Origin of the sequence: Thermodesulfovibrio sp. 1176 (genome assembly GCF_029946585.1) — a bacterium.
GTDB lineage: Bacteria > Nitrospirota > Thermodesulfovibrionia > Thermodesulfovibrionales > Thermodesulfovibrionaceae > Thermodesulfovibrio.
Genome location: NZ_JARZRZ010000003.1, coordinates 157,715 through 173,575, shown reverse-complemented (window position 1 = coordinate 173,575; position 15,861 = coordinate 157,715). Strand labels below are relative to the sequence as shown.

Below are 15,861 nucleotides of genomic sequence, written 5' to 3'. Positions count from 1 at the left end.
TCAAGAAAAAATAAAATAAAAAAGCAAAAAAACAATCAAACAAAAAAATATTGTAGTCAAAAAAATCATCTCAATCGCTGTTCTTAAATCAACACCAAAAGTTGTTGCAAAAATCATGCTTAGAATCATTGAAGGAGTTGCAGCCTCAATTATACAAACATTAAGTGGCATTCCTGATAATCCTATTATACTACCAAAAAATAATGCCAACAGAGGAGACAAAACTATTTTAATAAATATTGCTGGCAACAGAAGAGTAATCCTTTGAGGTTGTAATGCTTTTATTGAAAGTCCCACAATTAAAAGCATAAGATAGGTCATATAAATTGAAATTTTGGTAGTTGTATATATGAATTCCTCAGGTAAAGTTATATTCAATTCTCTGAAAATAAAACCGAATATTAAACCCCAAATTGGTGGAATTTTAATAATAGTTTTCAATGAATTTTTTAAATTAAAACTTTTAGCACTACCATATTTCATACAAACTGCCACAGCAACTGTCCATGTAAGAGGTGTGCTTGCTAAAAAATCATAGGTAAATGCATAACTCATGCCCTCTGTTCCATATAGGTTTGTCAAAATAGGCAAACCTATATAAAGAACATTTCCAAAAGCAGAACACATAATAAGAACGCCTATTACCTCAGTTTTGATATTTTTGCTTTGTGCGATCTTTTTATAAATAAACCATGAAATGGTAACACAGCTTAATATTGTAAGATTTGCAACAATTGAAATTTTTAAATGACTTAGACTAAAAGGCATTGTATAGGCTGTTTTAAAACAAACAAAGGGTATAATGTAATAAAAAACAAAATAATTTATTCTATCACGAATAAAATCAATTTTTTCAGGGGTGACACCAATAAATGTAAAAAGAATCCTTAATAACAGCCCGATTATTATAAAAGATAAGATATCAAGGAACATCCAATTTTTCTATGCATATTCATATCTCTTTTTTAACTCATTTAAGTAATAAGGAGCAAAATCATGGTATTCTCTGATTATCATATTCTGAAATTCTATTCTATATTGTCTCAAACTTTTTGCCTCATATATTAAAATCCCCTGTGAGATTATTGAAAAAAGAAGTAAAATTGAAGCAAATTTGTCAGCCATATTTAAGATGCTTATATCTATTTTTATACCATCTTTGAATAAAGTTCTTGAGATAATGTCTTCTACATGACTGATTAGAATTAAAACTTTTTCTTTATTTAAATTAGGAGCAGGCAATATGGCAATGTCTATGTCACTGTCCTTTCTAACTATTCCTCTAACTAAAGAACCATACAAATAAACAGCTTCAAGTCCTGGAATTTTTTCATTTTTTAGGGCTTTTTTTAAATCCTTTATTAACTTTTTCATAGGTTAATTATAACAGTTTCCTTTATATCTTCTCAGCCAATTTCAAAGAGTTTTCAATGCAATCATTTACACTTACACCTCTGTAAGCATTTCCTGTAAGATATAGTCCTGGATATTTTTTTAGTATTTGATCAATTTTTCTGAGCTTTTCTTCATGTCCGAGTTCATACTGTGGAATTGCTCTTCCCCAGCGGAATATTTTTATAAAATTCGGTTCTCCCTTGATTTTAAGAATTTCCTTTAGTTCTGACAAAGCTAAATCAATTAGTTTTTCATCAGGCAATAAAGCAAGCTCTGGTGCTCTTCTTCCCCCGATCATTGTCCTTAAAAGTACATACCCATCAGGAGCTCTGTTTGTAAAAATACTTGAGTCAAAAAGAGCTCCAAGAATCTTTCTTTTCTCTTTATAGGGAACAAGAAAACCATAGAGGTCTGTTCCAAAACCTATCTGATCTGTTTTAAATCCTAAAGCAACAACACTTAAAGGTGGATAGGGAATTGAGTTTAAAATATCCGAAAGCTCTTTATCAAAATCTTTGAGTATTTGAGATGTATCATGGGCTGGACAGGCAAAAATAACTTTTTTTGCTTCAATGGTTTCTCCACTTTCAAGAAATACTCTGTAAATTCCATTTTCATAATTACAACCTATAACTTTTTTACCTTTAATTATTCTTCCTTCAAGTTTGCTTTCAAGGGAATTAATAAGTTCTAACATACCTCCTTTAAAGGACATAAGCACAGTGTCTGGTTGAGCTTGTACACTTTTTCTTTCCTTTTTCAAAGCCAGCAATCCCTTTATAAGTCCTCCATACTTTTTTTCAAGAAAGTAAACCTTTGGGAAACAGCTTTTCATACTCATTCTTGAAGGGTCTCCAGCATATATACCCGTTGACATAGCATCAATAAGTTTTTCATAGAATTCCCTTCCAACTCTTCTACTTACAAACTGTTCCACTGATTCATCTATTTCTTCTTTTTGAGGTACAATGAAGTATTCACGAATCATTCTTATTTTCCCAGAAAAAGAAAGCAATGAAGATAAGAAAAACTTTAAAGGATTGGAAGAGACCTCTTTAAGTTTACCATCAATAAGAATATATCTTTTTTTTGCACTTTCACTTCCTTTTATTGGTTCTATATTTAATTCCTTTGCCAGTGCAATTGTTGATGGCTTGTTACTTAAAAATCCATTAACTCCACCTTCACAAAGAAACCCTGATACTTTTTCAGTGATAATTTTACCACCTGCTTTTTTTTCTGCTTCAATGAGTTTTAAATTGAGTTCAGGATTTCTTTTTAGTAAAAAGTATGCGAGGCTTAATCCTGAAATTCCACCACCTACAATTATTGCTTCTGCATTGTCCATTTAATTATTGCCTCCACCATGTCTTTTATTGTTGATTTTTGAGGAATAATGTCTACTTTATAACCCTTCTCTTCAATTGCCTTTGCAGTTGTATTTCCTAATGCTGCTATTGTTACATCTTTAAGCATTTCTTTTGCATCCTCCTTGAGAATATCAATCAAGTTATTAAAACTTGATGGAGAAGTAAATGTGGCAATCGTAATCTTTCCCTCTCTTAAAAATCTTGCAAGTCTTTTTCCATGATCTGTAGGCTTAACAGTTCTGTATGTAATAGGGGCATCCACTTTTACACCGAGCTTTTGCATATCTTCAACAAAATCTTTCAGTGCAATATCTGAACGGGGATAAAGGATTCGTATAGGCTCATTAATAAAAATATTTTTATCTTCCTTCTGAATACTCAATATGTCATTCTGAGCGAAGTGAAGAATCTCCTCCTTTTTAAGAGATTCCTCGGGACAAGGGCACCCCAAAAAATCATGGACTTTTTGGGGACCCCGACATTGAGTCCCTCGGAATGACAAAGAGGAATAAGAACTATGAATCATTTTTTCTTTAAACAATTTCACCAATGCGGAAGAATTAAACTCGTCAGGAACAATGTCTGCATTTATACCATAGTTTCTTAAACTTTTCGCGGTTTCTTTACCAATGGCACAAATAAGAATATCTTTAAGAGCTCTTACATCTTTAACAAGGATTAAAAATCGTTCAAAAAAGAATGTAACTGCTCTTGGAGATGGAAAAACTATAAAATTGTAACTTTCTATCTCCTTTATTGCACTGTCAAGCTCTGAAAAATCTTCTGGTGGTAAAAAATCTATTGTTGGGAATACAAAAAGCTCTGCTCCCATATCTTCGAGCTTTAGGTAATCTTCAGTTAATTGTCTTGTAATAAGAATTCTATGCCCATGTAAGGGTTTTTTTTCATACCAGTTGAGTTTATCTCTTAATTTTACAACATCACCAATTACAAGAATTGCTGGAGGAGTAATTCTATTCTGTCTTGCAAGCTCTGCTATTTCTGAAATTACTCCTGTAATTACCTTTTGTTCAGGTCTTGTTCCCCATCGAATAATAGCTGAAGGGGTTTGAGGAGTTAACCCTTCCTGTATTAACTTCTCTGTAATAGTGTCAAGATTTTTTACACACATAAGAAAAATCAAAGTTTCAGGAGCATTTGATGCCCTTATATGAGTAAAAATTCTATCCTGTTTTGACAGGTCTTCATTTCCTGTTATTACAGTAAAGGCAGAGGCAACTTTTCTATGGGTTACAGGTATACCTGCATAGGCTGGAACAGCAATAACAGAACTAATTCCTGGAACTATTTCAAAATCTATTCCCTCTTCTGCAAGAATCTCTATCTCTTCCCCTCCTCTCCCAAAAACAAAGGGATCTCCACCTTTAAGTCTACAAACAATTTTGCCTTCCTTTGCCTTTTCAACAAGAACTTTGTTTATCTCATCCTGAGTCATCTCATGATGACCACCTCTTTTACCTGCATAGATAAATTCAGCATCCCTCCTTGCATAAGTTAAAAGTCTTGGATTTATGTGAAAATCATAAACAATACAATCAGCTTGCTGAATTGCTCTAATCCCTTTAATTGTAATTAATCCTGCATCTCCTGGTCCCGCACCAACAAGGTAAACCTTACCCTTGTTCATCTGTCCTCCTTTGATATTTTCTCTTTTATGAAACATTAATAAATTTTAACACATATCTTGTTTTTTAATGTCATATGAAACTAAGCCCATAAATTTGCCGATAGAAATTTCTATTCTTGATGATTCTTTAATTCTGAAGGTATTAGCCCGAAGAATCTCATAATATTAAAAAAATGAGAGCCTTCGGCTTACGCCTCAGGGTGACAATAAAAGTACTATTTTGAAGAGTGACAATAAAAGTGTCATTCTGACCCTGAGCTTAAGCGAAGGGGAAGAATCCCTCTCTTATTCCTTTTTCTGAGAGATTTAATTCGAGGAGTTTACCCCTTCACTTCGTTCAGCGCAGTCTCAAAGTCAAGCAGAAGGGATCAGGACAACGCCTCGAAGTATTTAACCCCACGGAATTACAGTAGAAGAAAAAGACAACCTTTTTCCTATCGGCAATTTCAGGGTGACACATAAAAAATTACAATTTAAACTTATTTTTGTTATAATATAAACCATGTTTATTGGAAAGCCTATTATCTCAGAAGAGCAAATTCAGATGAAGGTAAAAGAGCTTGCGAATAGAATTTCAAGGGATTATTCTCAAAAAGATTTAATTGTCATTGGTATTCTTAAAGGCTCATTTATGTTTTTTTCCGATCTTATAAGGCATATTAAAAGTCCTCTGAAAATTGATTTTCTTATTGCTTCAAGTTATTTGAAAGATAGTTCTTCCGGTGAAGTAAAAATTCATTACTTTCCAAGAGAAAACCTAACTGGTAAAGATGTTCTTCTTGTTGATGATATTATTGATACAGGGATTTCTTTGAATTTTATAAGGGAAAAAATACTTGAAATGAACCCGGCCTCTTTGAGAATTTGTGTTCTTTTGGATAAAAAGGAAAGACGAGTTGTTGATGTTCCCATAGACTATGTTGGTTTTTCTGTTCCTAATAAATTTATTGTTGGATATGGACTTGATTATCAGGAAATGTTTAGAAACATTCCTTATCTAACAATCTTTAAAAAAGAAGCCAAATAATGTATAAGTTAAAAATTATTACTGATTTTGACGCTGCCCATCAGCTAAGGGGTTATAAAGGTAAATGTGAAAATATTCACGGACATAACTGGAAAGTTGAAATAGAGGTTATCGCAGAAAATTTAAATGAAATTGGTATTGCTATTGATTTTAAAGATTTAAAAAAAATATCCGATGAGGTTGTATCTGAATTAGACCATACCTTTATAAATGAAATTCCGCCCTTTAATCAAATAAATCCTTCAAGCGAAAATATAGCAAGATGGATATATCTTAACTTAAAATCAAAATTTGAAAAAGGTCCTGTCAAGCTTTATTCGGTTACAGTATGGGAGTCCGATAATGCTGGAGCAACCTATTTTGAGTGAACTTTATAAATTGGTTCCTCAAATAAATGCTCAATGGGAAATTTATTTTTTAAGAAAACAATCTCATATTATAGAAGGTAAAGACTTAAAAATTGACAGAAAAAAAACTTCCTTTCGGAATTCTTTCTCAATAAGAGTAGTAAAAGATTCAAAAGCTGGATTTGCAAACTGTAGAAGCATTGAAAAAATCCCTGAAGCATTCAATATAGCCTTTGAACTTTCTAAACATTCAGAACCAGATGAATTTATTCATATTCCTCAACCTTCAGAGATAAAACCTCTCAATGTTTTTGATGATAACATAGCAAAAATAAATGGAGCAATTTCAGATTTTTTAATTTCCATGCAAAGAAGTGCCTTTTTTGATAAAAGAATTAAAAAACTTAGAAATGCAGAAATTAATGTGTCTACCTATGAAATAGGTATAATAAATTCAGAGGGCTTAGCGATATCCAATCCTTTTACTTCAATATCTGCTCATATAATTTCTATAGCAGAAGAAGAAAATTCACAAATGGGTTGGGCATACAGAGCAGAGAGATTTCTGAAAAATATTAATTTTGAAGAAATTGGTAAAGAAGCATCCAAAAAAGCCCTAATGTTGCTTAATCCTCAAAAAATATCACCCTTTAAAGGCTGGATACTCTTAGAACCCTCTGTTGCATCAGAATTTCTCGAACTTATCTGTCAATCTCTTTCAGCAGAAAATTTTCAATTAGGCAAGTCAATATTCATAAATAAAATGAATGAAATTGTAATGAATGAGGCTTTAGATATAATTGACAATGGAGTAATTCCTGAAAGATTTGGTTCAACCCCTTTTGATGCTGAAGGAGTTCCTACCAATAAAAAGACTCTTATTGAAAAAGGAGTATTAAAGTCCCTGATGCATAACTCCTATACAGCAAGAAGATGGGGAATGAAGAATTCAACAGGAAATGCAATAAGAACTGAAAGGGGAATTTCAGTAGGTCCAACTAATCTTTATATTGAAAGTAATCTTCCTCAAAGTTCTTTTGATGAATTATTAAAATTCATTGATAAAGGAATTTATATCTTAGAAGTGATGGGAATGCATACTGCCAATCCTGTAAGTGGAGATTTTTCAGTTGGTATAGCAGGTGTATACATAGAAAAAGGTGCATTAAAATATCCTGTAAAAGAAGCTATAATTTCCGGGAATGTTTCACAAATATTTAAAAATATTAAAGCTTTAGGACAAGATTTAACCTTTTATGAAAATATTGGAACACCAACCCTTCTTGTTGAAGGGATAGATATATCAGGTTAAAGGAGGAAGTTGATGGATTATCTTTTAACAGAAGACCAGAAAATGATAAAGGATTTGGCAAGACAAATCGCTGAAGAACATGTTCTTCCTGTAAGAGCTGAACTTGATGAAACAGGAGAGTTTCCATGGGAAATTATGAAAATTTTAGCACAGGCTGACATGTTTAGAGTTTTTATTCCCGAAGAATACGGAGGACTTGGTACAGGAGCATTAGAATTATGTTTAGTTGTTGAAGAATTATCCCGTGTATGTCTCGGTGTCTCAACAACCTATGCGGCAAATGCATTGGGAACCTATCCCATACTTCTTTTTGGAACAGAAGAACAAAAGAAAAAATATCTTCCAGATATTGCCGATGGTAAGAGACTTGTTGCCTTTGCCCTTACTGAACCAAATGCAGGAAGTGATGCTGGAGGAATTCAAACAACAGCTGTAAAAGATGGAGATTATTACATTCTAAATGGAAGGAAACAGTGGATTACAAATGGTGGCGAAGCAGAGATTTACACTGTTATAGCATTAACTGATAAATCAAAGGGAGCTCGTGGAGCATCTGCTTTTATCGTTGAAAAGGGAACTCCTGGATTCAGTTTTGGCAAAAAAGAAAACAAAATGGGAATCAGAGCCTCTGCAACAAGAGAATTAATCTTTGAGGACTGCCGAATCCCTAAGGAAAATATTCTGGGGAAAGAGGGTATGGGATTCATAGTAGCTATGAAAACCCTTGATCAGTCTCGTGTAGGAGTAGGTGCTCAGGGAGTAGGAGTTGCTCAGGGTGCCTTCGAAGAAGCAGCAAAGTTTGCAAAACAAAGAATTCAATTTGGACAACCAGTAATAAGTTTTCAAGCTGTGCAACACATGCTTGCAGATATGGCAATTCAGATTGAGGCAGCAAGAGCTATTGTATATTCTGTAGCAAGATATATTGACAGTGGTGCAAAGGATATTACAAAAGCTTCTGCAATGGCAAAAACCTTTGCTACAGATGTTGCTATGAAAGTTACAGTTGACGCTGTTCAAGTAATGGGAGGTTCTGGATACATGAAAGATTATCCTGTTGAAAAGATGATGAGAGATGCTAAGATTTTACAAATATATGAAGGGACAAATCAGATACAAAGAAATGTTATAGGACAGGCTATTATAAAAGAGCTTACAAAAGCTGGTTTTTAATTGAAAAATTTAACATTTTTTAATTTTTTCTTGATTTTAAATTTACTGTATTTATTAGGATGCGCCTATTATCCAAATTATAGAGTTTATTCTTTTGAGCTTACTGAGAAAGAAAAGACAGAAATAATTAATGCGCACAACCAATGGCGGAAACAAGTGGGAGTTCCAAATTTAGTATGGTCAAAGGAACTGGAAAAAATTGCTCAAAATTGGGCTAATAAATTAGCTAAAAATTACAGTTGCAGAATGATTCATAGCAGTAACAGATTAGGGGAAAATATCTTTTGGTCAAACTCTCCAGTAAGGCCAAAATATGTAGTTGATTACTGGGCACAGGAAAGATTCAATTATGATTATTACTCAAATAGTTGCAGACAGGATAAAATTTGCAGTCATTATACTCAAATAATATGGAGAGACACTAAAGAATTAGGTTGTGCAAGAGCTTTATGCAGTAAAAGAGAAGAAATCTGGGTTTGTAACTATAATCCTGCAGGAAACATTGTTGGTAAAAAACCCTATTAATTAAATAATGCGAGAGGAGGGATTTGAACCCTCACGGGTTTGACCCCACTGGATTCTAAGTCCAGCGCGTCTGCCATTCCGCCACTCTCGCATTATTTAATTTTAAAAATTTTTTAAAATTTTAATCCAATGTCTTTTCTGTATTGCATTCCTTCAAAATTAATTAATCCTGCTGCTGAATATGCTTTCTGTCTTGCTTCCTGTAAATCATTGCCCAATGCTGTTACTCCTAAAACTCTTCCACCATTTGTAACAATAATACCTTCTTCGTTAAACTTGGTTCCTCCATGAAAAACGATCACATCTTTAAGTCCTTTAACAATGTCAAGACCAGTAATTGGCAGTCCCTTTTTATATTTCCCAGGATACCCCTCTGAAGCCAAAATCACACATAAAGATGCTTTATCGCTCCATTTTACATTAACTTTAGACAGTCTTTGCTCTGATATTGCCATAAAAATATCGATTATATCTGTTTCAAGTCTTGGTAGAATAACCTGTGTTTCAGGATCTCCAAATCTGCAATTAAATTCAAGAACATAGGGTTTTCCATTAACAATCATTAGTCCTGCATAAAGAATACCTTTATATATAATCCCTTCTGATTTTAAACCTTTGATAGTTGGCTTTATCACTGTTTCAAGTATTTCTTGTTCAAGCTCAGGTGTAACTGCAGGATTTGGACTAAATGTCCCCATCCCTCCTGTGTTTGGTCCTTCATCATTATCAAGGAGCCTTTTATGATCCTTTGATGTAACCATTGGAACAACACTTTTACCATCTGTAAAGACCAAATAAGATACCTCTTGACCTTTGAGACATTCTTCAATGACTACTTTATCTCCTGCTGAACCAAAAACCTTTTCTTTCATAATAATTCTTAAGGCATCTACTGCTTCGTCATAGTTCTGACATACAAAAACTCCTTTACCTGCTGCAAGTCCGTCTGCTTTTATAACAATCGGTGTTCCTTTGAGTCTAATGTATTCTTCAGCATGAGTATAGGATGTAAAAACCTTATATTCAGCTGTGGGGATTTTATGTCTTTTCATGAAATCCTTTGCAAATACCTTACTGCTTTCAATCTGCGCACCAGCCCGAGTAGGACCTATTATTCTTCTTCCTTCCTTCTGAAAAACATCAACAATTCCTTTTGCAAGGGGATCTTCAGGACCAACTACAGTTAAATCAATCCATTCATATTTCACAAAATCTACCAATGCTGATATATCTTTACTTTCAATTTCCAGACATTCAGCCTGTTCTGAGATGCCTGCATTTCCAGGGATACAATATATTTTATCAACAACTTTTGATTGGGAAAGCTTCCAAACAATAGCGTGTTCTCTTCCTCCACCTCCTATTACAAGAATTTTCATTTTCTTTCCTCCTCGGTTTTTTTAACCAACCAATAAATAACTCCAATAACAAGAACAGATACAACTAATGCTCCAATAAATTCAAGAGTATCATGTTTTAAAGTTGCAATCATAACCTCTCTTATTGTTGTAACAAGAGCTACTCCAACAAAAACACTAATTTTAAATTTACCACCCTTTTGTCGAGTTATTTCTGTATTTATAAGTTCGAGCATTACCCATAAAATTAAAATAGAACCGAGAGCAGTTATAATTGTTTGTTCTAATTTCCCTGTAAAAATTGCGTATAGATCTCTTCCACAAAGATAAATTACCGCTCCTGTAAGCATGATTAATCCAAAGATAAGTGAAAAACTTGTCAATTGAGCAAAAAACTCTCCAAATCTAACTACTTTGCTTTTTGCTTTATATGCAACTGAATACCCCTTTACTTCTTCTTCTATGTATGCAGAGATTATTATATCAAGATTCATATCGAGAATTTTATTAATTGAGATAATATATTGATCTCTCTCAATGTAATCTAATTCATCACAGAGTATGTCAACACAGGCATTTCTTATTATATTGATTGCCCTATTCATAAAATGAGGCTCTACTCCAACTTTTTCATGTCTTTGTCCAATTCTAATAAGGCTATCGTAGTAAGCATTGTCATATTTACCTGAAAATAGACTAATAAACCAGATTCGAACTAATTTCATCACATGTTTAATTAAAGATTCGTCTTTAAATAATCTTTTTGCAGCATCCGTGGCGTTTATCCATTGATACAGAGCTTCAACAACTCGGTCTACTCTCTTTTCCATGAAAGGTTTTAATCTTAAGAGTCTGTCTTCGTCTTCCTTTGTAAAATAATAATTAGCTTTTATTTCTTTAAAGGGTCTCATTTTAGTGTCTGAAGTGTCTTATTCCTGTAAAAACCATTGCAATACCATACTGTTCTGCTGCTTCTATGACTTCTTGGTCACGGACAGAGCCACCTGGCTGAATTATTGCTGTTACACCATTCTGAGCAAGTACATCGATATTATCTCTAAAGGGGAAAAATCCATCTGATGCAACCACTGTACCTTTGAGGGAACTTAATGCATGCATTGCTCCAACTTTAGATGAAAAAACTCTGCTTGTCTGTCCAATTCCAAGTCCCACTGTTCGGTCTTCTTTTGCATAGACAATAGCGTTAGATTTTACATGTTTGCATACTTTCCATGCAAATTTTAAAGCTCTCCATTCTTCCTGAGAAGGTTTTCTTTTTGTTACCACCTTTGCCTGGGAAAATTCATCTTCAAGGGCATCCCAATTTTGAACAATAAATCCACCAAGAATTCTCTTTAAATCAAAGCCCGAAGGCTTAATTTCATGGAAAAGAGCAGGAAATTTCAACAATCTCAAATTTTTCTTTGTTGAAAAAACTTGTAATGCCTCTTCATCAAATTCAGGAGCAATAATAACTTCATAAAAAGTATGAACAATCTCTTCAGCTACTGCTTTGTCAACAGTCCTATTAAAAGCAATTATGCCTCCGAAAGCACTCACTGGATCGCATTCAAAAGCCTTTTTATAGGCAAGTTTAAGATTTTCAGCAATGGCAACTCCGCAAGGATTATTATGTTTTACTATTACACATACAGGTTCTTTAAATTCTGAGGCGATGAGAACTGCTGAATGTGTATCAAGATAATTATTAAAAGACATTTCTTTACCTTGAAGGACCTCTGCATCTATCAATGAAGGAGCTTCATTAATACTGTAAAGTGCTGCCTTCTGATGAGGATTTTCTCCATATCTAAGAGTTTTTATTAATCTAAGAGGTAGTGTCCATTCAGCTTGAAAATTTTTTTGTTGAGATATTTTATCAAAATATTCTGCTATTAAGGCATCATATCTTGCAGTATGTGAGAAAACTTTCTTTGCAAGTTTAAATCTTTTTTCCTGAGAAATATCACCTTTTTTAATATCATCAATGACTGAAGAGTAATCCTCGGGATCCACGATTACTATTACATCTTTATAATTTTTAGCAGATGCTCTTAAAAGTGTAGGACCTCCGATGTCAATGTTTTCTATTGCCTCTTCAAGTTTTACATCCTCTTTTTTTATTGTTGTTTCAAAGGGATAAAGATTAACCACAACCATGTCAATTGGTTTTATTCCAAGTGAGGCAATAGCCTCTAAATCTTTTGGGTTATCTCTTCTTGCAAGAATTCCTCCATGAATAAGGGGATGAAGAGTTTTTACCCTTCCATCCATAATCTCAGGAAATCCTGTATACTGGGAGATATCAATTACATTTATTCCAGATTCTTTAAGAACTTTTGCAGTTCCACCTGTTGAAAGGATCTCTACTCCTAAATTGTCAAGTTCTCTTGCAAAATCAACTAATCCCCTTTTGTCAGATACACTTATTAATGCTCTTTTTATCACCCCGTCACCTCTCTGTGATATTCCTGTATTGATTTTACTTTAATTTCGCTTTCTTTAAGTCTTTTTATAGCCTTAACAATCGCACTCGCCCCCGATATTGTTGTAGTATAGGGAATTTTGTAATTTAAAGCACCTCTTCTTATGTACATTGAATCCCTCTGAGCCTGTTTACCGAATACTGTGTTTATTATAAAACTAATCTGTCTGTTTTTTATTAAATCAAGAACATGGGGACGCCCTTCCTGAAGTTTATTTATTGTTTCAACATTCAGTCCCTTTTCCCTTAAAAATTTAGCAGTTCCATAAGTAGCAATCACCGTAAAACCAAGATCTATAAAATCTTTAGCAATTGAAACTACAGCAGGTTTATCCTTATCTTTAACACTTATAAAAACTCGACCATTTAAGGGAATTTTACCCATTGCACTCATCTGAGATTTAGCATAGGCAAGACCAAAATCTTCATCAATTCCCATAACCTCACCTGTTGATTTCATCTCAGGACCAAGAATAACGTCAACCTCTGGGAATTTATCAAAGGGAAAGATTGCTTCCTTTACTGTTACATAGGGGATTTTGATTTTTTCAGTTAATCCAAGTTCTTTTAAAGTTTTTCCTACCATAACTTTTGCGGCAATGGCTGCAAGAGGCACCCCTATGGTTTTACTGACATAAGGAATAGTTCTTGATGCACGGGGATTTACTTCTAAAACATAGACTTCATTGTTTTTTATAGCATACTGGACATTCATCAATCCTTTAACTTCGAGTTCTTTTGCTATAGCAATTGTTTCTTCCTTAATTTTTTCAATTATTTCTTCTGAAAGAGAGAAAGGAGGAAGTGAACAGGCAGAATCTCCTGAATGAATTCCTGCTTCTTCAATATGTTGCATGATTCCTGCCACTATAACTGTTTCTCCATCACTTATTGCATCAACATCAACCTCTATAGCATCTTCCAAGTATCTGTCAATTAAAACAGGATGATCCTCTGCAACCTTCACAGCTTCTTTCATATATCTAAGTAAGGATTCTTCATCATATACTATCTCCATTGCTCTTCCACCAAGAACATAGGAAGGTCTCACAAGAATGGGATAGCCAAGCTTTTGGGCTATCTTAAGAGCTTCATCTAACGAAGTAGCTGTACCACTTGGAGGCTGTTTAAGAGCTAATTTGTCTACTAATTCTTTGAAACGTTTTCTGTCCTCAGCTCTGTCAATGGCATCAGCCTTTGTTCCGAGAATATTAACACCATTAGCCTCAAGAGCTTTGGCAAGTTTTAACGGTGTCTGACCTCCGAATTGTAAAATAACTCCAAGAGGTTTCTCTCTCTCAATAATATGTAAAACATCTTCGAGGGTTAAAGGTTCAAAATAGAGTCTATCTGATGTATCATAGTCTGTACTTACTGTTTCTGGATTACAGTTTACCATTATTGTTTCATAACCGAGTTCTCTTAAACCAAATACAGAATGAACACAACAGTAATCGAATTCTATTCCCTGTCCTATCCTGTTTGGTCCTGAACCTAAAATTATTACTTTTTTAAGATTATCTGTAGGAGGAGCATCAGAATCATGAAGGCTTGATGAAGAATCAAGTTTAAAGTAAGGTTTTTCATAGCAAGAATACATGTATGGTGTATATGCAACAAACTCAGCTGCACATGTATCAACAAGTTTATAAATGGGAGTTATATTTAGCTGACTTCTTAACTGCCTTATTTCTTTCTCTTTTTTTCCTATAAGAAAAGCTATTCTTCTGTCTGATAGCCCACTCTGTTTTGCTTCAAAAAGAAGATTTTTGAATTCATGCTCATTTAGTTTTAAGTTCTTAGCGAATCTTATATTTTCTTCAATCTCAACTATTTCTTTTATATTATTCAAAAACCATGGATCAATTCCACTTAATTCATATATTTCATCTATACTAAAACCTTTACGAATAGCTTCAGCAATGTACCAAAGTCTTTCTGCATTTGGATTTTTCAACCTCCATATTATTTCCTCTTTAGAAGCTTCAATTTCTTCAAAGCCATAGGAGCCTACTTCAAGTGAACGAATTGCCTTACTAAGAGCCTCTTTAAAAGTTCTTCCAATTGCCATTACTTCACCAACAGATTTCATCTGGGTTGTAAGTATCGGATTTGCCTCTGGAAATTTTTCAAAAGTAAATCTTGGAATTTTAACAACAACATAATCAAGGACTGGTTCAAAACTTGCAGGTGTTACCTTTGTAATATCATTTGGAATCTCTTCAAGAGTATATCCTACAGCCAAACGAGCAGCTATTTTTGCTATTGGAAAACCTGTTGCCTTAGAAGCAAGGGCTGAACTACGGGATACTCTTGGATTCATCTCTATGATAACCATTCTTCCATTTTTAGGATTTACAGCAAATTGAATATTACTTCCACCTGTATCAACCCCAATTTCCCTAATTGCTTTTATAGCGCTATCCCTCATTAACTGATATTCTCTATCTGTAAGAGTCTGTACTGGTGCTACTGTAATTGAGTCTCCAGTGTGTACTCCCATAGGATCAAAATTTTCAATAGAACAGACAATTACAACATTGTCTGCTTTATCGCGCATAACTTCAAGTTCGAATTCTTTCCATCCAAGAAGGCTTTCTTCAATAAGAACCTGACTTATTGGACTAAGTTTAAGCCCTCTTTCAAGAAGCTCTTTAAACTCTTCAATATTGTAAGCAATTCCACCTCCTGTTCCACCAAGGGTAAAGGCAGGTCTCAGAATTGCAGGAAAACCAATCCATTCAATTACTTCTAAACCTTCCTTTAAACTGTGAACAGTTGCTGAACGTGGTACATCAAGTCCAATCTTTTTCATTGCCTGTTTGAAAAGCTCTCTGTCCTCAGCTTTTTTTATAGCTTGAAGATTTGCACCAATTAGTTCAACAGAGTATTTATCCAAAACACCAGATTCACCAAGCTCTACTGCAAGGTTTAAAGCAGTCTGTCCGCCAAGAGTAGGAAGCAAAGCATCAGGTCTTTCTTTCTTTATGATAAGTTCGAGAATTTCTGCAGTTAAGGGTTCAATATAAGTGCTATCAGCCATCCTTGGATCAGTCATAATTGTTGCTGGATTAGAATTCACAAGTATAACTTCATATCCTTCCTGTTTAAGTGCTTTACAGGCCTGTGCACCTGAATAGTCAAACTCACAGGCTTGACCAATCACTATAGGACCTGAACCAATTATTAATATTTTTTTAATATCTGTCCTCTTTGGCATA

At 34.0% G+C, this 15,861-nt stretch carries 13 protein-coding genes and 1 tRNA gene; 5 read left to right on the top strand and 9 right to left on the bottom strand.

Features of this window, described 5'->3' with window-relative positions; translation table 11 throughout:
* From QI155_RS06765 to cobA, 4 genes are read right to left on the bottom strand one after another with little or no spacing between them, the layout of a single operon-like run.
* A complete protein-coding gene (locus tag QI155_RS06765; RefSeq protein ID WP_068859890.1) occupies positions 1-933 on the bottom strand; it encodes an AEC family transporter in 933 nt (310 codons plus the stop codon).
* Between the two features lie 9 nt (positions 934-942).
* A complete protein-coding gene (locus QI155_RS06760) occupies positions 943-1,374 on the bottom strand; it encodes a nucleotidyltransferase domain-containing protein (RefSeq protein WP_068859888.1) in 432 nt (143 codons plus the stop codon).
* Between the two features lie 22 nt (positions 1,375-1,396).
* Positions 1,397-2,743 carry a protoporphyrinogen oxidase gene (hemG, locus tag QI155_RS06755; protein WP_068859886.1) on the bottom strand — a complete coding sequence of 449 codons (1,347 nt, stop codon included), beginning with the start codon at positions 2,741-2,743 and terminating at the stop codon, positions 1,397-1,399.
* Positions 2,722-4,413 carry a uroporphyrinogen-III C-methyltransferase gene (gene cobA, locus QI155_RS06750; protein ID WP_068859884.1) on the bottom strand — a complete coding sequence of 564 codons (1,692 nt, stop codon included), beginning with the start codon at positions 4,411-4,413 and terminating at the stop codon, positions 2,722-2,724. Before cobA ends, hemG begins: the two co-directional genes overlap by 22 nt.
* Positions 4,414-4,915: 502 nt before the next feature.
* On the opposite strand from cobA, the gene hpt reads away from it, so the two are divergent.
* The 5 genes from hpt to QI155_RS06725 are packed head-to-tail and all read left to right on the top strand — an operon-like array spanning position 4,916 to position 8,797.
* Complete coding sequence (gene hpt / locus QI155_RS06745; protein WP_068859881.1) at positions 4,916-5,440, top strand: hypoxanthine phosphoribosyltransferase; 525 nt, start codon at positions 4,916-4,918, stop codon at positions 5,438-5,440.
* On the top strand, positions 5,440-5,808 hold the full coding sequence (gene queD, locus QI155_RS06740; RefSeq protein ID WP_068859879.1) for a 6-carboxytetrahydropterin synthase QueD: 369 nt from the start codon (positions 5,440-5,442) through the stop codon (positions 5,806-5,808). Before hpt ends, queD begins: the two co-directional genes overlap by 1 nt.
* Positions 5,783-7,099: a metallopeptidase TldD-related protein gene (locus QI155_RS06735; RefSeq protein WP_281321324.1), complete on the top strand. Its 1,317-nt coding sequence runs from the start codon at positions 5,783-5,785 to the stop codon at positions 7,097-7,099. Before queD ends, QI155_RS06735 begins: the two co-directional genes overlap by 26 nt.
* Positions 7,100-7,111: 12 nt before the next feature.
* Entirely contained in the window at positions 7,112-8,272 is a 1,161-nt protein-coding gene (locus QI155_RS06730) for an acyl-CoA dehydrogenase family protein (RefSeq protein ID WP_068859875.1), read from the top strand.
* Positions 8,273-8,797 carry a CAP domain-containing protein gene (locus QI155_RS06725; RefSeq protein ID WP_348650832.1) on the top strand — a complete coding sequence of 175 codons (525 nt, stop codon included), beginning with the start codon at positions 8,273-8,275 and terminating at the stop codon, positions 8,795-8,797.
* A gap of 8 nt (positions 8,798-8,805) precedes the next feature.
* Here QI155_RS06725 and QI155_RS06720 read toward each other — a convergent pair.
* The 5 genes from QI155_RS06720 to carB form a co-directional block, all read right to left on the bottom strand.
* Positions 8,806-8,888 (bottom strand) — tRNA-Leu (locus QI155_RS06720).
* A gap of 22 nt (positions 8,889-8,910) precedes the next feature.
* Positions 8,911-10,176 (bottom strand): phosphoribosylamine--glycine ligase, encoded by a 1,266-nt coding sequence (gene purD, locus QI155_RS06715; RefSeq protein ID WP_281321323.1) that lies wholly within the window; start codon positions 10,174-10,176, stop codon positions 8,911-8,913.
* A complete protein-coding gene (locus tag QI155_RS06710) occupies positions 10,173-11,066 on the bottom strand; it encodes a protoglobin domain-containing protein (RefSeq protein ID WP_068859869.1) in 894 nt (297 codons plus the stop codon). The genes purD and QI155_RS06710 overlap by 4 nt, the downstream gene beginning before the upstream one ends.
* Before the next feature lies 1 nt (position 11,067).
* On the bottom strand, positions 11,068-12,603 hold the full coding sequence (gene purH / locus QI155_RS06705; RefSeq protein WP_281321322.1) for a bifunctional phosphoribosylaminoimidazolecarboxamide formyltransferase/IMP cyclohydrolase: 1,536 nt from the start codon (positions 12,601-12,603) through the stop codon (positions 11,068-11,070).
* Positions 12,600-15,860, bottom strand: coding sequence for a carbamoyl-phosphate synthase large subunit (gene carB, locus QI155_RS06700; RefSeq protein ID WP_068859865.1), 3,261 nt, complete (start codon positions 15,858-15,860; stop codon positions 12,600-12,602). The genes purH and carB overlap by 4 nt, the downstream gene beginning before the upstream one ends.
* Position 15,861 lies beyond the last annotated feature (1 nt).